Genomic DNA, 19,860 nt, shown 5'->3' on the forward strand with positions numbered 1-19,860 from the left:
ATGTTGCATTGCAATAATCGGTTTTGGTCGCGTATAATGACGGGTATGTTGCTCAGTGTCGAGCTTTGCATTGCGAGGAGGCTATGCAATTCCCCAAATCGACCGTCAATGAATTCGCGATTACTGCGGCCACCATCAACGGCTCCGGCAGCCAAACGGCAAACATGGTGCTGATGCGAGCCATTTTCTTGATGGGTATTCCCGTCTCAGGTAAGAACCTCTTCCCCTCGAACATTCAAGGTGAACCGACGTGGTATACCTTGCGCGTCAGCCAAGCCGGTTACACAGCTCGACCTGCCCAATCGCAGCTATTGGTAGCGTTTAATCCGCGCACGGCTAACGACGACCTCGCCAATCTCGTTACCAGTGGCATCTGCCTCTACCCCGCCGATGGCCCATGGCAACCGCAACGTTCCGATATTATCTCGGTCGCGCTACCGGTGCGCCAGCTTCTCGAACAAACCGGTGTTAGCCAGCGCTTACGAACCTACGCGGCCAATATGGTGTACGTCGGGGCATTGGCTGCACTCCTGGGAATTACCGATACCGCATTGGTCAAGGCGGTACAGCACCAGTTTCGTGGTAAAGCAACCACTATCGAGCTGAATCTAGCTGTAATTCGGGCAGCAAAGGAATGGATGAGCAACACCGACACGCCCGCGCATGGGCGGTTTCGCGTCGAGCCACTTACGGCCACCACCGAGCTGATGTTGATCGACGGTAATACTGCTGCTGCAATCGGTGCGATTACCGGTGGGGTTGGAGTGGTAGCGTGGTATCCGATTACGCCGTCAACCAGCCTGATCGAGTCGCTCGAGAGCTATTTGCCCCGTTTACGCGAACATAACCAAGGGGCGACCTGCGCGATTGTGCAAGCCGAAGACGAAATCGCGGCGTTGGGGATTGTGATCGGAGCCGGTTGGGCCGGTGCGCGGGCAATGACCGCGACCTCGGGGCCGGGTATCTCGCTCATGACTGAGTTCGCCGGATTAGGCTTTTTCGCTGAAATCCCTGCCGTCATTTGGGATGTGCAGCGGGTTGGCCCTTCAACCGGCTTGCCCACCCGCACCGCCCAAGGCGATCTTCTGTCGGTCTATTACCTCGGCCACGGCGATACTCGTCATGTGGTGTTGCTGCCGGGCACGATGGAAGAATGTTACAGTGATGCCCAACTGGCGTTTGATCTGGCCGAGTATCTCCAGACCCCGGTCTTTGTTCTCAGCGATCTTGATCTGGGGATGAATATTTGGATGAGCCGACCCTTTACGTACCCTGAGCAACCGCTGCAACGCGGGAAGGTGCTCAGTGCTGAAGATTTAGCGAAGCTTACTACGTATGCACGCTTCGCTGATGTTGATGGTGATGGGATTGGCTACCGCACATTGCCCGGTAATCCTCACCCGTTGGCGGCGACGCTCAGCCGTGGTACCGGGCACAATGAGCGTAATGTCTATAGTGAACGTCCTGAAGACTGGCAGCGTAATATGGCACGACTCTGGCGGAAACACGAGACAGCTCGCCGTCTCGTACCCCACCCGGTGATCGATGCGCATCCAGAGGCTACCATCGGTTTGATCGGATTTGGTTCAACGGCGCCGGCCATCGCTGAGGCCCGCGATTTGTTGGCGGCTGCTGGTATTGTGACCAGTAGTATGCGCGTGCGGGCCTTACCGCTCGGCCAGGAAGTTACCGATTTTATCGCCCATCACCGGTATTGTGTTGTGATCGAACAGAATCACGATGGTCAGTTACGTCAATTACTGCAACTCCACTGCCCGGCATACGCGACAAGGCTAGGTTCGGTAGCGTGGTGCGATGGCTTGCCACTTACCGCACCATTTGTGCGCGATCAGGTATTGAATGTGCTCGAGCAGATGCATGCAACTACACTTATTATGTAGAGTTGCAGTCGATGCGGAGATGATTGCCACCAAGGGTATGCAACGACAAACCGGTATAGATAGAACCTATATTACCATAAGGATACCTGTTATGACCCAGCAAACGATAAATGCAATTGGTCTGACCAAGGCAGATTACCGTGGCGCACCATCGACACTCTGTGCCGGATGCGGACACGACTCCGTTGCTAACCAGATTATTACCGCGGCGTTTGAACTTTCGCTCCAACCGCATACCGTCATTCGCATGAGCGGCATTGGTTGTTCGAGTAAGTCGGCTGCTTACTTCTTGGGTCGTTCACACGGTTTTAATTCACTCCATGGCCGGATGCCATCGGTAACCACCGGCGCACATCTCGCCAACCATACCTTACGTCCGCTCGCCGTGAGTGGTGATGGCGATACGGCCAGTATTGGCTTGGGGCAGTTTATCCATCTGTTACGGCGTAACGTGCCGATTGTGTATATCGTGGAAAATAACGGGGTGTATGGTCTCACGAAAGGTCAATTTTCGGCCACAGCCGATGAGGGGCAAGAGCTGAAGCATGCCGGTGTTAATCACTTACCGCCGATTGATGTCTGTGCCGAAGCAATTTTGGCCGGCTGTGGCTTCGTTGCCCGCTCGTTTGCCGGCGATGCCAAACAGGTACGAGAATTGATCAAGGCTGCCTTCAATTTTCACGGTGCCGCCGTGATCGATGTCATTAGTCCGTGCGTTACCTTTAACAACCACGACCGTTCGACCAAGAGTTATACCTATGGGAAGACGCACGAGTCGCCATTGCACGACATCAGCTTTATCCCGCACTACGAAGAGGTGACGGTGGATTATGAACCGGGCGAGGTGCGCGATGTCCAACTCCACGGTGGCCCGGTTATTCGATTGCGCAAACTGAATCACGACCACGATCCGAGCAATCGGATGGCGGCACTACAATTGCTGGAACAGGCCCGTGCTTCTGGCGAGTTTGTGACCGGTTTGATCTATCTAAATGAACAACGCCCGACATTGGCCGAGACGTTAGGCATCGGCCCGACACCAATCGCGGCATTTCCAGAAGATCGTCTACGTCCAACCCGAGAGGCGTTCGCCGCTGTGATGGCAGATCTTATGGGCGAAAGGTAAAGGTACACGGAGTGAGACGAGTGGGACACTAAGAACCATCTGTGATTATCCGTCGCATTCCCTTCTATCCGTGTTCTGACCAAGAATACACGGATTAAGACGGACCTGACAGATGGTCACCGATCGCGCCACGCTTCACCTCCGTGGTTATCCGTCGCATTCCCTTCTATCCGTGTTCTGACCAAAAATATACAGCGGATAGGCATGGGGCACACTAATCTAAACTTATACTCCAACGCCTCGATGTTCGGGCAAGGCTATTTCCGGTTCAGGGTAAGGACTATCGCTCCGTTCCGCGTCCAACGCTCGTAACCACGACCACAGCAACCGTCGCCGCTCAGCACCATCTTCGGGGAGTGATAACGGACGGCCACGGGCATCAATAATCAGTCCGAGGAGGCTACCGGGCACTTCTGCCGGATCACTCGCCACCGGCTCACCGGAAACATCACGGCCTACCCGCACACCGCGAGTCGGTTTGACTTTGACTTGCGCATACCGGCCAATCGGTAGCGGCAAACGAACCAGCTCACCCAAACGTACCTGTGCGTACTCGGTGTCACCACCTACTGCAATTAGTTCGACCTCGGCGACCAGTTCACCAGGCCGGCCACTCCCTTGCAACACGATACACGTCGCCAACGGGGTATTCAACAGCAAATCGTGATCGAAGACGGAAAGGGCCGCTTCAGGATGTAACGTGGCTAGACCACCGCAGACCGACATTAAACCAAACGTATCGAGGTGAACGTGCAAGAGCAAATCGGGTAGTTCATTAGCCGGCTGCAACCCATCGAGCAAAGCCAACAGTGCCATACCGGGATGCGGTGCGTGGATAAGTGCCCCACCACTCGCGATCACGTGGCTATACTCCAACGTCGGTACCTCATCACGCAAAGCAGCCATTCCGAGCGACAGCACCGCACGGGTGAGCGCGAGATCAAGATAACATTCTTCGCGTGTAGCAGGTATCGTCTGCGGTCGCAGCACTCGATTGAGCACGCGCTCAGTCAGTTCCTGTTCGGTCATTGCGAATGGCAACCAACGCGCCAGGGCGGCAGGGCCTGTTTCACTGAGCACGTGAGCTGCGCCATAGGCTGTACCACGCACACCGTGGATCGCCGCATGAACTTGATCGGGAGCTGCGGCGATCAGAGTGGTGGTCGTTGCCCCCACATCCACATACAACACCGGTTGCTGTTGTCGCTCAGCCCAGAAACGGGTCATCAGATACTGAGCCTCAACCACGGTACGCAACGTCGTATGCTCCGCAGGCAATGCGTTCAGACCGGGCAAATCGGTTAACTGACGAGCATAGCGGGCAAGCAATGCTTGACGGAGCGGCGTGAGCACTTCGCGTTCAAGTTCCGGGCGCACATTGGCAACCATTAGAACATCGTTCTTGTACTCGGCAAGTGCCACTTGCACTTGCGCTTGGGCTGCAGTATTCCCGGCATAAACGATAGTGGGCAACGGTTCATCGGTCGTCTGCTTGAACGCCAATACCAAATTCACCAATTGCACCAACCGTATGACCGAATCCGTCGCACCACCTTCCACACCCCCGGTCACGACAATCACATCAGGTGAGAGTGGCAAGAGCGTCTCGAGTTGGCGTTCGAGCCACGACCGATCTTCGACAGCCGGTGGATGCCCCAACCTATCATCGAGGGTTGTCACCGCCAACACGACGCTGGGCACACCCTGTACCGCGTGCAACGCGCTGCGGGCCGATACATCAGCCGCAATCGCTGCCACTACCACCCGTAATGGTTCAAGAGCTGATGTAACAACCACAACAGCATCAATCCCATCACCGGCAATCGTCTGGGGCATCAATAAACGGCCATCATGCAGGAGCTGACGGCTGGTGAGATCGGCAATCTGCGCTGTTGCTTCTTGAATAGCGAAGAAGATGTTTTGGTACGGCAACTCACAGCTTGTAAGTGTCTCGGCTTGACCGATCAAACGGCTTTCGCCATCGACCTGATCGATCAGCGACACACGGGTCGTAACACTCCCGATCTCAACTACCAATACAGCACGCACTGTAGACATACCTCTCCCTTACGCCCCCAGCACCGCCCGAACCCACTCAACAACGAACAATAACCGTTCGTTCAATGCAGCAAGATAAGAACTCACATTCCCAGCCAAAAAGAAACCAAATGCAATCAGGAGGAACCAACGACCTACTCGTGCGGTGCTATCGAGCCAGCGTTGGCGACGCGGATCGGCCGACCGAGTAAAGGAAAACGAGAGCAGAGTCACGATAGAACCGACAAACAGAACAAGACTACCCAATATCGCAGACGGAGCACTCAGATCAAGCCGAGTGGCATCGAGGACTTGTGGCATGATCGTACCAATCAATGCGCCACCCACCACCAGCGCCGCTCCAACCCCAAAAACCAACGCCAGCGGCAGATTAGCCAGCCACGAGTTCGTTTGTTGGTCACTGACGCGCGTAAGCAAGAGAGCGGCCAATACAAAAGGGACGAGGCGCAACGTCACCAAACCAGGCTGCCCACTAGCTAACCAAAGCTCAACGACTGCCGGGCGCAGCACCTGATGGTAGATGACAACCACCGCGTAACCTAACGCTACACCAACAAACAGATACTGTACGAGCCGGAATGCCGGTGTATCGCCGAACAGACGGCTAAACACGAGCAGCGTCAGCAACACCGGGATCAGATTGATTGCCAAATCCATCACGCGCTCCCGCGGGCTGGGCGCCGCAACCGCTCAATAATGACAATCACACCACCAACCATCATCACGATCACGAACATGATCGTAGCCCACGTCTGATTAGCTACCATCGTGGCGACCACTCCATCAGTTCCACTCGCAGCACGCAACTCAACCGCACCACGCTGGCCGGCCACCGCATACACATTAGGTAAGCGCAGATAGGGCAACACTTGAGGATAGACCTCTTGAGGAAGCAAGAAGGCAATCGGTACTCGAGGAGCAGCACTGTGAATCTGCTCCATCCACGCCTGTACATCTTGCACTTGATCGGCCATAACAACGATCATTGCCAAGTCGGCGAGGGTCTCGACCCGCGGCGAACCATCGGGGCGTGTCGCCAATAGACCGGCGGTAGCATCTTGACCGGTATAATCACGACGCAACTGGGCGCGCAAGTCACCGGCAATACTGCGCAGCGCCAGTTCACCACCGGGACGATAGCCGAGAAGCACGTAATCGCGTCCACCAAAGGTAACACCATTTTCGTTGTTATAGCCAGCAGCGCGCAACGGTCCAATTTGGTCGAAGGCGAGTAATGCTCCTTGAAGATCGGTACTAACGATGATCAGTTTTGTACGATCAACCATTAGTTGCTCGAAGAGCGCCTGTTCAAGAGGTCGCAACTCAGCAACTCGCTGGGCACCCCACTCGTAGGCCACCAACACCACATCATCGCTACCCAACGCGGTTAATCGCTCGCTCAACGCAATTGCTGCCGGAGAAGGCTGCACTTGACCCATTAGCGGATTGGGTAGGCTTGGGATCAGCAAACTAACGAGCACGGCAACCAACAAGACCCACGCCAACCAATGCTCGAGTTTCGGCAATCGGCGACGAACAACCGTCGGTTGCGCGACCGATACCGCTTGTGGCAATGGCGACTGGATCAAACGTTCGAGGAGTGCCGTTGCCGCTACCTGATCAGGAGTGCGTAGAGCCGGCATCGGCAGCGGTGGTTTAACCACCACAACCTCAGGAGCACTCGCTTCTTCTTCTAGCTCCGCTTCACGACTGCTCAAACGTTGTAACCAACTTAGGGATGGAGTAGCCACCGGCTCTACAATGTGCTCCGTAGAAGCACGTAGCCATGGCGGTAACTCGGCCCCACTAAAGAATTCGTCACTGCTTGAACTAGTCGTTGTTGACGGTTCGGCAGTAACCGATAGCCCGGACGGTTCAGCCTGTAACCACGGCAGGTCTTCAGTTTGCTTAACCCCGATGAGCCAATCAGGTGTATCAGCAGTGCTCGCGGCAGATTCTTGTAACCACGCCGGCACGTCGTCGGTCGGTGCGGTTGGCTCCTCCGCCCGCAACCACGCCGGCACGTCGTCGGTCGGCGCGGTTGGCTCTTCGGCCCGCAACCAGGCCGGCACGTCGTCGGTCGGTGCGGTTGGCTCTTCGGCCCGCAACCAGGCCGGCACGTCGCTGAGCGGTTCCTCGGCTTGCAGCCACGCCGGTGCCTCGTCAGTATTGGCAGATGGTAGTACCATCTCTTCACCGGCGGCACCTAATTGACGTTCGGTTTCTAGCAACCACTCTGGTACAGCATCAGCACCGGCTACACCTTCATCCGGCGACCACGAGGCACTACCGCCATCAGCGGCGCCAGTATCAAGTGATGCGGCATTGCTGTCAGCAAACAAGGTAGGCGCATCCGGTGCCACTGGTGGAGTGGTCGTGGATGGAGCGGAAGTAATAATATTGTCATCGAGTAGCCATGTCGGTAGATCGAGCCGTACCGAGCCGGCAGCAACCGGTGGCTCATCGCCGGCAACATTTTGCAACCATGGCGGTAGATCAAACGCAGATGTGTCACTCGCTGCGGATTGATCCGGGTCCAACCACGCCGGTGCATCGGGGGCAAAGACTGTCTCGTCACCGGGAGCTACATTGGCAGACCAATCGGTCGAGCTAGTTTCAGGGACGATCCGATCCAACTCTTTCAGCCAGTCATCAAGGGCCGGCTCAGAAATCGACTCTGCTTTCGCTGCTGGCTCACTTGTCGGCAAGGAAGGTTCAGACGGCGCAGTAGCAAACGCCTCAGTAATCTCTTCATTGCTCAATTCACGCAACCAATCAGGCACACCGGTATCAACATCTGCCGGTACTTCTGACTCTAACGATGGTTCTGATGCCGGTTCGAGTGCTTCTTCGTATCCGATACTGCGCAGCAGATCGGTTGGACCCATCGGCATACGGAGGCGCGAACTCGTTGTCGGCGGTGGCTCTACCGGTGGCACAGCCTCTCCCGATGGACCTGAATCGGCATCACGAAGCCATGCCGCCGATTGAGCATCGGCTAGCGGATCGCTTACCTCTGCCTGCAACTCCGCCAACCAGTCCGGCACACTCGTCGCTTCGGCCATCGGTTCATCGGCGGTCAGCCAATCCGGTGGTACTGCCACTGCCGGCGGTGGTGGGGGAGTCAAGCTATCGATACCACGCAACCATGCCGGAGTTACGTCATCTTCATCCGGCGCTGGTGGCAACGGTACGTTACGAAGCCATGGTGGTAAGTGTTCCATAGTGGCACATCAAACGCCGGTGCCGATCCCCTTAACGATCGGCATACGGCATATCAAAGCCAATCAACAGACGCACACCGGCTATCAGTGCACCAATTGCCGAGCCCAACAGCAGACCACGTGCGCCGGCAGCTACAAGATAGTCATTCAGCCACTGTACCATCTGGCCAATAATGGGAATGAAGGTCAATGGTGGCAACTGGATCACCAAAGCCAACAACGCTATGCTAACAACGACAATCGCTTCAGTCTGCCCACTGCGCAGAGCACGTAACATAGCACTAAGGGCAAAAAAAGCGAGTAATGCCAGCAAACTGGCAGCCAGCGGTTCATAGATCAGACGAAAGACGGTACGGATCGGCGGAGCGGCTAACGTCATCGGAAGGGTCAACCCCATGGCAGTACGAGTTGGATAAAAGATACCGGCCACGATCACGATCACCATACCGATGATCAAGACAAGGCTATAACCGGCTTCGGGTGCACGCGCATGCAGACGACGGAGGTGAGAACTGAAGACGCTTACCGCCCCAATAACAACCGCAAGGGCCGTAATGAGTGCCGCCCACTGCACCAGCACCATCGCCAGTGCGTTCACGACCGGGCCAGCACCGACAAAATCAAGGAGTACAATTAATCCACTCACCCCGGCAATTAATACTGCAATTAACTGACGGGGATTGCGCAAGAGCGATACCATACGCTTACCACCCCGGCAAAGCCGGCAAGCCGAACACAGCTCGGATCACACCATAACCAAACGCCAGCACCATCAACCCGATCACCGTTACACGCAACGTATCATGCGTAAGTAAACGCGCCTGTGGTGCAGACGCAGTTGTCAAATAGGCCTCCGTGACGAAGATCTCTTCGCCGATCAGCACATGGGGCGTAACCACAGACATCACACCTAACGATGCCGGATTGGTACTCCCTAATACTTGCGGAATCTGCTGTTGGGCGCCAATCTCAGCGGCCAGTAAGACCTCAGGTCCGAATGCCCCAACCATCATACTCGCTTCCAACGGTTCACGATGATACTGTACTGCCACAGCCGCCGCATACGCCAACGGATCGGCATGCGCCCACAGTTCGATCCGACGCGGATCGAACGCCTGTGGCTGACCAACTCCACGGTACACTTGTCGTATTGCACCACGCAAAGACAAATGGGCAACGGCGTCGGCCGAGCTAATCACAGCAGCCGATCCACTTGCCGCAGCCTGTTCGCCGGCCTGTCGAACCACCTGTAAACCGGCAAGCAGCTCTGACGTACTCGCCCGTTGACCTTCACCAGCACCGATTGTACTTGCACCGGGCGAAAGATGAACCGCACGACCGGTTTCGGCACTACGGGCGAGCGCCATCCGCAATACATCTAGCGCCGGCAACGACCGACTCACCGGCAAACGACCGGCGAGAACGCGCGCGTGATGAAGCCAAACAAATGCTACGACAATCCCAAGCGCAACTAGCAAAAAGATTGCCGGCAGGGTCATAACGTATTCCCTTTCTTCCCGCGACAAGCAACCTTCTTCGAGATGAACAATCTTACAATCATATTGAGTGTAACCCACCAGATCGGCTTTGTCAATTGTTTGAACTGAAATAACGGTTTAGGACGCGGTAAAACGATATTGAATAGTAAACTTCTGAGGCACAGTATCTGCCGCACTTCCCCACGTACTCTCAGCATCTTTCCGGAAACAGTCCCAATTAACCTCGTTCCTGTAAGCGCGCTAACAAGAGATCACGCAGCGCCGGCCAATGTTCGGGGATGGTCAACGGCTCAACAACACCTGCCCAGCGGGTACCGCGCACCAGTGGCAGCAGAGCCTGTGCGCCTTGACTACATATCACATCGAGCGGTGCAATAATCTGCAACACAATCGCCACCGGCACACTAACGCCGGCATGCTCAATCTGATCGGCCAGTTGGTGAAGCGGAGGTGATGGTTCCATGTGGTGTCTGCTCAACGACCCGACGAAGAGCATGCAGAAATTCTAGAGCAAGCTGTTCAAAACGTTTGCGTTGCGTTGCATCGATTACGTGCGCTACCAGATCGGGCAACTCGAGCTGATCGAGTCGCTCGATCCGGTAACGTCCATCATCGAGTGGGATCAACCGACAGCGGTTAATTCCTTGAAACGGTGGAAAACTGATCCGAAAGCGTGTTGCACGACTCAGTGGCGTATAGTCGATCACTTCCATCTCGGCATGGACAAACATCCCATGCAGTTTGAAACGATAGCCTTGGCGCGGATGGTCGTTCGGCGGCAACTCAATCCGTACTCGTTCGAGCGAAGGCATCCAACGCGGCCAGTTACTAAAATCGTCAAGAACGGCAAACACCCGCTCTGGCGGCGCGGTAGTCACCGTCGTCGCCGCAATCTCATAACGGATCATCGTTTCATCACCTCTGCCCCGACACCGGCAACGAGGGCGGTATCAGAGTTCATCACCAAACACAATTCCCAAACTACGCGCGCAGAGCACCAGATCGCTATGCGGACGCACCCGGTTGAGATAGCCACACGCCTCGGCGAGCGGCACGGTCACAATATCTTGCCCGCGCAACGCCACCATTTCACCGTAGATGCCACGAGCCGCAGCTTGCACGGCAGCAGCACCGTAGCGCGTCGAGAGCAAGCGGTCGTATGGTGACGGCGAACCGCCACGTTGCAAGTGCCCCAAGACAACGACCCGGACATCTTTGCCGGTTAGACGCTCAAGTTGCTCACCAACCCAATGCCCGATCCCACCAAGACGCCCCTCGGCAATGTACATTTCGCTTCCACCGCGTGGACGCGCACCTTCGGCGACAACAATAATACTGAAGGCACTGCCTTGGGCATCACGGGCATGAACCTTGTCCGTGACCCGTTCAATTGTAAACGGAATCTCAGGGATGAGGATTACATCGGCCCCTCCGGCCAAACCGGCGTGCAACGCAATCCAGCCGGTATGCCGACCCATCACCTCAAGCACCATCACCCGATTGTGACTGGCTGCCGTCGTGTGCAGACGATCAATTGCATCGGTCGCTACTTGTAAGGCAGTATCAAACCCGAAGGTACGATCGGTACCGGCGAGATCGTTGTCAATCGTTTTCGGTACCCCAATGACCGGTGCGCCTAACTTGTGGAGTTCCAAGGCAATCCGCTGCGTACCTTCACCGCCAATGGTAATCAGCGCACGCAACCCCATCTCTTCAATGGCTTTGACGGCGCGAACATACGGATCGGCTTCTGACAACTCATCACTGCGGCGTGGGCCGAAATGACCTTTATTCGTGGTACGCAAAATCGTACCACCGCGCGGTAACAACCCCTGAACATCAGCGTTGGTCAGCACACGATAGCTCTTCGTCCCCAACAATCCCTCAAACCCGTCGTGGATCCCGATTACTTCCCAACCGAGACTGGATGCCGACTTGACGACCGCACGGATGACAGCATTAAGTCCTGGCGCATCACCACCGCTCGTGAGCACGCCAATCCGCTGCTTCTTACTCGCCATGGCTAACTCCCTCGGGTGTATTGCGATTAAGACAGTTACCGGCTAGACAATCAAATTATACTACTCGCAACTATAGCATGGCGGAGAATGTATGGCAGATATTCGTGGTGTTGAATCAACGATTGGGATCGGTGCATGAAGATGCTACAGCCAGCGCCTCGACACCGAGCTGGCGACACAGATCGCGTAAAAAGGCCATCGCGGCTAGATGGTCGAGGATGCGGGCATCGTAACACAGGCTAAGCTGAGCCACTGCTCCAACGACCAATGTCGTCGCATTGAAGGCAATTGGTTGTCGTTGCGCTTCACTCAACGTCAGGGCCGCTGCCGTTCCCGGTAACGGTGATGCAAACCGCCACCAACCGGTTGTTGCCACGATACTGAACGTGGCCTCGGCAAGATCGTTGGTAGTATCGGTGCGGGCTAACATCCGTGCGATACCGCGTTCGGTCAGATCACCGGCGTCACGGATCAGAACCCATCGGCCATCGGATAAACCGACGGCAGTGTGATAGCGATGTCGCAGCATAATGGCCGTCTCAGCCCACGCTGCATTGAGCAAAGGATGTAGCGGAAAGAGAGCGGCTGTGGCGGCGACCAGTGCGCTAAGCGGCGTCGCTTGAAGACCGCGCGTGGCGAACTCTGCCGTCTGCGCTGCACAACGTTGCATGAGTGGTTGAAGATTGACAGCAATGGTGACGCTAGCAAGCGGCACACCGTCTGACATAACCACCTGCGATAAGGTAGCTACCGTCTCCGTTGGCATCGGCGGCATCTGCACCGATCCGTTGTCAGACGCAACAGGCTGCACAACCGGCGCCGATGCAACTGTCAGGGTAGAGACGTTAACCGCAGGAGCTGCTGCCGTCTCCACGAGCATACCAGCTGCGGCGAGCACGTCAGCTCGACCGATACGACCACCCGGTCCACTACCGTTCAACGTTGCAAGGTCTATCCCCAAAGCACCTGCGATCCGGCGAGCCAGTGGCGTTGCTCGTACTTGACGTGGCGGGGCGTAGTGGGCGAGAGCTGCACCACCAGACAATCGCGCACCTGCTGACGCCAACTGCTCAACCAGCACTCCGGCCACCTGTGCCGGGACGGCCCATTCGGCATCGGCGGTTAACACTCGTACTAGCGGTGTTGTGGGTGTTACCGTCTCACCAACAGTTGCCAACCATTCCAGTAAAGTCGCCTCACCGAGGGCAGCGGGCAACGTGATGGTCTGGGTTTGCATCGCTAAGCCTCATTGCTTACCTACAAAGGAAACGATGTTCTCTCCGGTCTACCCTGCGCGCATAGCCTCCGTCCAAAACGCATCGACACGCTGGCGCAACAACGCATGTTCTGGGCGTTCCAAGGCCGGATCATCAGACAGAATGGCTTCGGCCATGCGCCGTGCTTCGCTCAGTAAGCGGGTATCACCCTGTCGAGCCATTTTCAGATCGGGCGTCCCACTTTGGCGTGTACCGAAAAACTCACCCGGTCCACGCAATTGTAGATCGATCTCGGCGAGCTGAAAACCATCGTTGGTCTGTTCGAGAGCAGCCAACCGTTCTTTTGACTGCTGATTATCACTATCGCTGATCAAGATGCAGTAACTCTGATGACTACCACGCCCAACCCGACCACGAAACTGGTGCAACTGGGCTAACCCAAACCGTTCTGCCCCCTCGATCACGATAGTTGTCGCATTAGGGACATCAATCCCAACTTCGATGACTGCCGTCGAGACCAAGATATCATGCTGATGATCGCGGAATGCACGCATCACCTCATCTTTCTCGCGAGCCGACATCTTACCGTGTAACAATGCTACCCGCAAGTCGGGAAAGACCTCGTGTTGCAGTTTTTCGTACATCTCTTCAGCGGAAGGCAGGTCGAGTTTCTCACTCTCTTCAACCAGTGGACAAATCACGTACACCTGTCGTCCCTCGGCGACCTGTTTACGAATGTGGCGATAAGCCTTTTCGCGTTCAAAACGGCTAATTCGACGGGTACGAATCTCTTGCCGTCCCGGTGGCCGCTCATCGAGCACTGAAACATCGAGATCACCGTAGATGGTAAGGGTTAGCGTGCGCGGGATAGGGGTTGCCGTCATTACCAGCATGTGTGGGTTACACCCTTTGTCCTTCAGCCGCAATCGCTGTTCGACCCCAAAGCGATGCTGTTCATCAACCACAACCAGTCCTAGCCGAGCAAATTGGACGGTCTCGGTGATAAGGGCATGCGTTCCGACCACGACATCGATCTCGCCACGGGCAATCCCATCCAGTACTCGCCGTCGCTCGCGCGTACCCAGGCTACCGGTGAGTAAGGCGACGCGCACACCGTGCCCACCCATATCCTCTTCCGGCGTCATACCGATGATCTGGACAATCTCGTTCAGTCGTGCCGCCTCTTCAGGATCAAGTTGCGCCCGCCAATCGATCTGCCGATACTGTTCACCGTTCATTGCCTCGCTTGACCGACGCGGCACCGGCACCCGGCTCAGCAACTGCTTGAGATTTTTGGCGTGTTGTTCGGCCAAAATCTCGGTTGGCGCCATCAACGCCCCTTGAAAACCGTTAGCCACTGCTTGCAACAGTGCCGCTGCTGCTACCACCGTCTTGCCACTGCCGACATCACCTTGCAACAGACGCGCCATCGGCGACGGGCGCTGCACATCGGCAAAAATCTCGTTGATCGCCCGCTGCTGGGCTGCCGTCAATCGAAACGGGAGCAGCCGTAGTAATTCGGCATGCACCTGCGGATCAATTGTAAATGGCAAACCCATTTCTTGTTGCCAGAGCCGCTTGCGTTGCAAAACGCCGAGCTGAATAAAGAGAAACTCATCGAAACCGAGCCGACGACGGGCAGCCGCCAATGATTCGTGATTGGTAGGAAAATGGATTTGAGCCAGTGCTTCACCGAGTGGGAGTAAGCCCGCCTGCGCACACCGCTCCGGCGGTAGATGATCGGGTACACGCGGTGCTACAGTATCAACCACCTGTTTGATCAAGCGGCGAGCCTGATTCTCGTGCAACCCCTGTGTCAGCGGATGAATAGGTACTAACCGCCCGGTGTGCAACAGTGCGTTGGGGTCGGGAGTATAACGTTCCCAACGCGGGCTGGTGAATTGCCGCTTCCCACCGAAGACCGTCACCTTACCGCTGAGCACAATCGTCTGACCAATCCGAATCTGCTGCGCAATCCAACGCTGGTTAAAGAAAATCGCTTCAATCGAGCCGGTCTTATCACTCACTTCCACCCGCACGCGCAATTTGGAGCCAGTGCCGATGGTGCATACGTCGGTCACTTCGCCAATCACTGTCTCTTCAGCCCCTGCCTGCAACTCATCAATCGCGCGACGACTGCTGACATCATCGTAGCGACGGGGAAAGTGGTACAGGAGATCGCGAATCGTTACGACACCGATCCGGCGAAAACCGGCTACTGTGCGTGAATCGATACCGGCGATTTGGTCGAGTTTAGCATCGAGATCAAGATCGGTTAAGGGATGCTTATCGGACGCCAATCGTTGACGCCCCTGCCGCGAAGAAGTTCGGCGAAGGGCAAGCGACGGTGGCGTAACCGGTGCAGCGGTGGCAAGCGCAGGAGTGTGGTGGTTGGTACGAAACAGTGAGCGTAACTCTTCGATGGCTGCGGCAAGCGCCTGATCACGTTCGGCATGCGTCATACGTTCGTAGCCAACGAGCAAGCCAATTGCGCGTTGCACAGCCGGCAAGGTCGCCGCACTGCCGGCAGTGGCCGACCACTGCCGAATAAACGCACTCAAACCACTGTCAGCTACGCGATCGGCGCATCCATCACGGCGCTCGGCAGACAACGTCTTACCGAGCACCGTCACCTGCTGTCGCTCAGACTCGGTCATTCCTCATCAAAGCCTTCAAAGACGGTTACGGCCATCGCACCGGGGCCAAGACGGGAGGCAATTGCTGGCCCCATCCGAGAGACTTGCACCCGATCACGTGGGAAAATTGGATCGAGCTTCTCGAGCAATTTTTCAACATCTTCTGGAGTAGTGGCGTAATGGATAATCACATCTTCTACATGCGGAAAATCTTCGACAAAGGTAAAGAGACCCTCGATGGCCTTAGCGCGTGTACGTGTGCGCTCGTAGGGTACAATTTCTCCCTCATCGAGGATCATTAGTGGCTTAATACGCTGCATTGACCCGATCAGCGAACTGCTAAAGGTGAGCAAGCCGCTTTGTTCGAGATACTCCATCGTATCAACGAAAAAGGCAGTATGCGTGTGACGAATCGTCTGCCCAATTACCTCACTTACCTCAGCCGGAGCACGACCATCGCGAATCGCACGGGCCGCAGCAATGGCGATTGACCCCAGCCCCATGCCAGCCAGTTTACTATCGATAATTTCGATCCGAGTATTCGATGCCGGCAAGCGTGACCTCCCAGCCCGTGCTTCGTTTAGGATTGTTCCTAACCGCTGGCTGAGGTGGATCGAATACACGTAATCGTAGCGACCTAACAAGCTACGGTAGAGTTGCTCGAAAGTGGTCGCTGTCGGTTTGACGATCTCGACGCGGTCGTGGTCGTTGAACAGGAGATCGTAAACCTGATCCTCACTGATATCAATTCCAATGCGGTACAACCGATCGTCGATCCGCGCCGACAGCGGAACAACTTCAATGTCTAGCTCACGCGCTACGTCAAACGGAATATCGCCAGCGCCGTCGGTAACAACTTTCATCAGTGCCATGGTGTGCCCTACAATACAGAGCGGTTTGCCAAAGCGAATACAATATGGTATAGTCTCGCAAAGTGCGACTATTAAGGTGTATCTATTCGGAGTGTAGTCCTATGGCAAAATGTGAACTCTGCGGTAAAAAACCTTCGTTTGGTCACAATGTCAGCTTCTCCAAACGCCGGACCAATCGGGTCTGGCAGCCCAATATTCAGAAGACGACGTTAATGGCACCCGGTGGTAAGCCGGTACAAGTACGCATCTGTACCCAATGCATGCGCACACTCGCGAAGACGCGCTAGGACAGTATGCGCACGTATCCATTAGGAGAGGCCAGTGTCCGGCAGGGACGCTGGCCTCTGCGCTTTCGCTCATTATAGCCCAGACCAGGACGATACGCAAACAATCAGCCCAAAGGACAAGTCCAAAGTTGAGCAAACAGCACGGGAGGTACATCAGGTTTCGGGTAAGATGGATCAGGCGACGTGAATAACCGTATCCGTCGTCCTACTTGCCCAATTGTAGATCAAAACAATATCGCCGGATAGGCAGTCCTTCCGGCGATACAGCTCCCATCTAGACAGCCATCATCCGAACCGGCCCGAAATATACTGCTCGGTGCGTTCGTCCTTCGGGTTTTGGAAAATCTGCGCTGTCGGCCCATACTCGATAAGCTGGCCAGCACGGTCGCTATCCATCAAGAAAAACGCCGTGTAATCAGAGGCGCGTGACGCCTGCTGCATATTGTGCGTCACGATAATAATCGTATAGTTCTGGCGCAGCTCAAACATCAACTCTTCGATCTTGAGAGTTGAGATAGGATCAAGTGCCGAACACGGCTCGTCCATCAAAATCACTTCCGGCTCGACCGCCAGCGCTCGGGCAATGCAAAGGCGCTGCTGCTGACCACCGGAAAGTGACAAGCCATTCTGGTGAAGCTTGTCCTTCACTTCATCCCACAGTGCAGCGCCGCGCAGCGCTCGTTCAACAAGTTCGTCCATCTCACGCTTAGACAGTTTCCAGCCGTTGATACGTGGACCATACGCCACATTATCGTAGATACTCTTGGGGAAGGGATTCGGTTTTTGGAAAACCATACCAATCCGACGACGAACGTTCACCGGGTCAACACCCGGAGCGTAGATATTTTCGCCGTGGAAGAGGATCTCACCCTCGACCCGAGCCGAGGGCACCAAATCGTTCATCCGATTGAACGAGCGCAATACCGTACTCTTTCCGCAGCCCGAAGGCCCGATCAGAGCGGTAATGCGGTTCTTTTCAATCGCTAAATTGACGTTCTTGACCGCACGAAATGAACCGTAATAGACGTTCATATTCCGTGCTTCAAGTGCATTTGGATTGTTTCGGTCCATATCATGAACGACTGTCATTGGATACCTTCACAACATTAGTAGCGTTTCTGATACCGATTACGTAGATAAATCGCGAGCGCGTTGATCGCCAACAAAATGGTCAGCAACACCAAAATACCGGCTGCCGCGAGCGCGCGGAAATCATCGTTCGGGCGCGACGTCCAGTTAAAGATCTGGATGGGCAGCACGGTAAAGATATCAAAGATATTACGCGGCAGGAAGGGCACGAAGGTCAAAGCGCCGATCGTAATCAGCGGCGCCGTCTCGCCAATCGCGCGTGATACAGCAAGAATACTGCCGGTCAGAATCCCACCAATTGACTGCGGCAATACCACATGCCACACTGTCTGCCAGCGCGTTGCGCCAAGCGCATAACTAGCCTGACGCAAACTTAACGGTACTGCACGTATCGACTCACGGGAAGCAACGATAATAATTGGTACGACCAATAAGGCCAACGTCAGCGCACCGGTAATGATACTACGGCCGAGGAATAGCCAGCGAGCAAAGACTTGCAGACCGAGTAAACCGTAAATAATGGAGGGGACTGCGGCAAGGTTACTGATATTGATCTCGACTAACTTACTAAACCAATTATCGCGTGCATATTCTTCGAGGTAGATGGCCGCCGCAACACCAAGGGGAAATGCAAAGAGGATCGTAAGAGAGATCGTGTACAGGGTACCGACGATAGCAGCCTTAGCACCGGCTCGTTCCGGAAACCGCGAGTCGAAATTGTTAAAAAATTCCCACGTCAGCCAGTTTGTACCGCTGGTGAAGATGCCCGTTGCCTTGTTAATAACGTCGAGGATGAGTACAACGAGTATACCCAAACCGAAAACAATACTAAACCATCCTAGAATGGTTAATATGGTGCCTTTGAAGTGACGCCACTTCAGGTTACCACTACCCCGATCCGTGACTCTCTCAACCGATTGGGTCTTCACTCCGATTTGTTCTTGGGCAGACATTAATCGTAAACCTCCCGGAACTTACGTACCATCCAGAAGCTGAAGATATTTAACACGAAGGTAAAGAGGAAAAGGGTAAACCCAACAGCGTAGAGTGTGTAGTAGCTCAAGGAGCCGTAAGGTGTATCGCCGAGACTCACTTGCACAATGTATGACGTCATTGTCATAACCGGTACGGTGGGATCAAAGGTGAGTCGTGGGTTCTGACCGGCGGCAATTGCCACGATCATTGTCTCACCAACGGCACGCGAGAAAGCAAGCACAATTGATGCTACAATACCTGAAATCGCTGCCGGTGCAACGACGAGCGTGGCTACTTCGAACCGAGTGGAACCCAACCCATACGCTGCTTCACGCAACGAGTTCGGTACCGCCGACAAAGCGTCTTCGCTGAGTGAGGCAACGAACGGAATGAGCATCACCCCCATTACCAAACCGGCACTTAATGAATTGAAAATACTCAGCGTTGGAATAAAGTTCTTGAGAAACGGTGTAACCACAGTTAAGGCAAAATAACCATACACGACGGTGGGAATACCAGCCAGAATCTCAAGCAGTGGCTTGACCGTGCGCCGAATACGATCAGATGCAAATTCACTCAGGAAAATAGCTGCGATCAGGCCGAGCGGGACTGCCACTAACATTGCGATGGCTGAGGTCAATATTGTTGCCGATAGCAGTGGCCAAATCCCATATTTCTTAATTGAAAAAAGTGGTGTCCATTCAGTTTCAGTTAAGAATTCAACAATTGAAACTTCGCTGAAGAAAGCAATCGTTTCAAATACTAGAGAGAAGACAATACCTGCTGTCGTCAGAATTGAAACAGTAGCAGCACCTAAGAGAGCAACCTGAATAAGACGCTCGCCAAACACGCGCAAGGGATTGATTGGTTTACGGAGATCGGTAACAGCCACGAACATCTCTCCTTTACGATCAAGCTGTGCCCGCTTCTAGCCTACCATAGAGAGACAGTATGA

The 19,860-nt window shown here is 55.0% G+C and carries 17 protein-coding genes; 3 read left to right on the forward strand and 14 right to left on the reverse strand.

What is annotated here, in order from left to right; translation table 11 throughout:
* The first annotated feature begins 83 nt into the window (after positions 1 to 83).
* Positions 84 to 1,901, forward strand: a complete 1,818-nt coding sequence (locus ACP5OT_RS05175) for a 2-oxoacid:acceptor oxidoreductase subunit alpha (RefSeq protein ID WP_424674401.1) — start codon at positions 84 to 86, stop codon at positions 1,899 to 1,901.
* A 91-nt stretch (positions 1,902 to 1,992) separates the two neighbouring features.
* On the forward strand, positions 1,993 to 3,027 hold the full coding sequence (locus tag ACP5OT_RS05180) for a 2-oxoacid:ferredoxin oxidoreductase subunit beta (RefSeq protein ID WP_424674402.1): 1,035 nt from the start codon (positions 1,993 to 1,995) through the stop codon (positions 3,025 to 3,027).
* Positions 3,028 to 3,252: 225 nt separating this feature from the next.
* Here the strand turns inward: ACP5OT_RS05180 and ACP5OT_RS05185 are convergent, their stop codons facing one another.
* The 11 genes from ACP5OT_RS05185 to ACP5OT_RS05235 all read right to left on the reverse strand — a co-directional run bounded on the left by ACP5OT_RS05185 (position 3,253) and on the right by ACP5OT_RS05235 (position 16,554).
* On the reverse strand, positions 3,253 to 5,085 hold the full coding sequence (locus tag ACP5OT_RS05185; RefSeq protein ID WP_428131530.1) for a glutamate mutase L: 1,833 nt from the start codon (positions 5,083 to 5,085) through the stop codon (positions 3,253 to 3,255).
* A 9-nt stretch (positions 5,086 to 5,094) separates the two neighbouring features.
* Positions 5,095 to 5,742 (reverse strand): hypothetical protein, encoded by a 648-nt coding sequence (locus tag ACP5OT_RS05190; RefSeq protein ID WP_424674404.1) that lies wholly within the window; start codon positions 5,740 to 5,742, stop codon positions 5,095 to 5,097.
* Complete coding sequence (locus tag ACP5OT_RS05195; RefSeq protein WP_428131532.1) at positions 5,742 to 8,309, reverse strand: hypothetical protein; 2,568 nt, start codon at positions 8,307 to 8,309, stop codon at positions 5,742 to 5,744. The genes ACP5OT_RS05190 and ACP5OT_RS05195 overlap by 1 nt, the downstream gene beginning before the upstream one ends.
* A 31-nt stretch (positions 8,310 to 8,340) precedes the next feature.
* Positions 8,341 to 9,009 carry a hypothetical protein gene (locus ACP5OT_RS05200; protein ID WP_424674405.1) on the reverse strand — a complete coding sequence of 223 codons (669 nt, stop codon included), beginning with the start codon at positions 9,007 to 9,009 and terminating at the stop codon, positions 8,341 to 8,343.
* Positions 9,010 to 9,013: 4 nt separating this feature from the next.
* On the reverse strand, positions 9,014 to 9,808 hold the full coding sequence (locus ACP5OT_RS05205) for a DUF6754 domain-containing protein (RefSeq protein WP_424674406.1): 795 nt from the start codon (positions 9,806 to 9,808) through the stop codon (positions 9,014 to 9,016).
* A 217-nt stretch (positions 9,809 to 10,025) separates the two neighbouring features.
* Positions 10,026 to 10,271: a hypothetical protein gene (locus tag ACP5OT_RS05210; protein WP_424674407.1), complete on the reverse strand. Its 246-nt coding sequence runs from the start codon at positions 10,269 to 10,271 to the stop codon at positions 10,026 to 10,028.
* Positions 10,228 to 10,716 (reverse strand): SRPBCC family protein, encoded by a 489-nt coding sequence (locus ACP5OT_RS05215; protein ID WP_424674408.1) that lies wholly within the window; start codon positions 10,714 to 10,716, stop codon positions 10,228 to 10,230. Before ACP5OT_RS05215 ends, ACP5OT_RS05210 begins: the two co-directional genes overlap by 44 nt.
* Positions 10,717 to 10,758: 42 nt before the next feature.
* A complete protein-coding gene (locus tag ACP5OT_RS05220) occupies positions 10,759 to 11,829 on the reverse strand; it encodes a 6-phosphofructokinase (protein WP_424674409.1) in 1,071 nt (356 codons plus the stop codon).
* Positions 11,830 to 11,944: 115 nt separating this feature from the next.
* Positions 11,945 to 13,066 carry an E3 binding domain-containing protein gene (locus ACP5OT_RS05225; protein WP_428131535.1) on the reverse strand — a complete coding sequence of 374 codons (1,122 nt, stop codon included), beginning with the start codon at positions 13,064 to 13,066 and terminating at the stop codon, positions 11,945 to 11,947.
* Positions 13,067 to 13,114: 48 nt separating this feature from the next.
* On the reverse strand, positions 13,115 to 15,703 hold the full coding sequence (gene recG / locus ACP5OT_RS05230) for an ATP-dependent DNA helicase RecG (RefSeq protein ID WP_424674411.1): 2,589 nt from the start codon (positions 15,701 to 15,703) through the stop codon (positions 13,115 to 13,117).
* Positions 15,700 to 16,554: a DegV family protein gene (locus tag ACP5OT_RS05235; protein ID WP_424674412.1), complete on the reverse strand. Its 855-nt coding sequence runs from the start codon at positions 16,552 to 16,554 to the stop codon at positions 15,700 to 15,702. The genes recG and ACP5OT_RS05235 overlap by 4 nt, the downstream gene beginning before the upstream one ends.
* 101 nt (positions 16,555 to 16,655) lie before the next feature.
* Here ACP5OT_RS05235 and rpmB point away from each other — a divergent pair, with 101 nt between their 5' ends.
* Positions 16,656 to 16,841 (forward strand): 50S ribosomal protein L28, encoded by a 186-nt coding sequence (gene rpmB / locus ACP5OT_RS05240; RefSeq protein ID WP_015942320.1) that lies wholly within the window; start codon positions 16,656 to 16,658, stop codon positions 16,839 to 16,841.
* A 285-nt stretch (positions 16,842 to 17,126) separates the two neighbouring features.
* Here the strand turns inward: rpmB and pstB are convergent, their stop codons facing one another.
* The 3 genes from pstB to pstC are packed head-to-tail and all read right to left on the reverse strand — an operon-like array spanning position 17,127 to position 19,797.
* Positions 17,127 to 17,930: a phosphate ABC transporter ATP-binding protein PstB gene (gene pstB / locus ACP5OT_RS05245; RefSeq protein WP_424674413.1), complete on the reverse strand. Its 804-nt coding sequence runs from the start codon at positions 17,928 to 17,930 to the stop codon at positions 17,127 to 17,129.
* Between the two features lie 17 nt (positions 17,931 to 17,947).
* Positions 17,948 to 18,883 carry a phosphate ABC transporter permease PstA gene (pstA, locus tag ACP5OT_RS05250; protein ID WP_428131538.1) on the reverse strand — a complete coding sequence of 312 codons (936 nt, stop codon included), beginning with the start codon at positions 18,881 to 18,883 and terminating at the stop codon, positions 17,948 to 17,950.
* Positions 18,883 to 19,797, reverse strand: coding sequence for a PstC family ABC transporter permease (gene pstC, locus ACP5OT_RS05255; RefSeq protein WP_428131540.1), 915 nt, complete (start codon positions 19,795 to 19,797; stop codon positions 18,883 to 18,885). Before pstC ends, pstA begins: the two co-directional genes overlap by 1 nt.
* Positions 19,798 to 19,860 lie beyond the last annotated feature (63 nt).

Origin of the sequence: Chloroflexus sp., from assembly GCF_049970315.1 — a bacterium.
Classification (GTDB): domain Bacteria; phylum Chloroflexota; class Chloroflexia; order Chloroflexales; family Chloroflexaceae; genus Chloroflexus.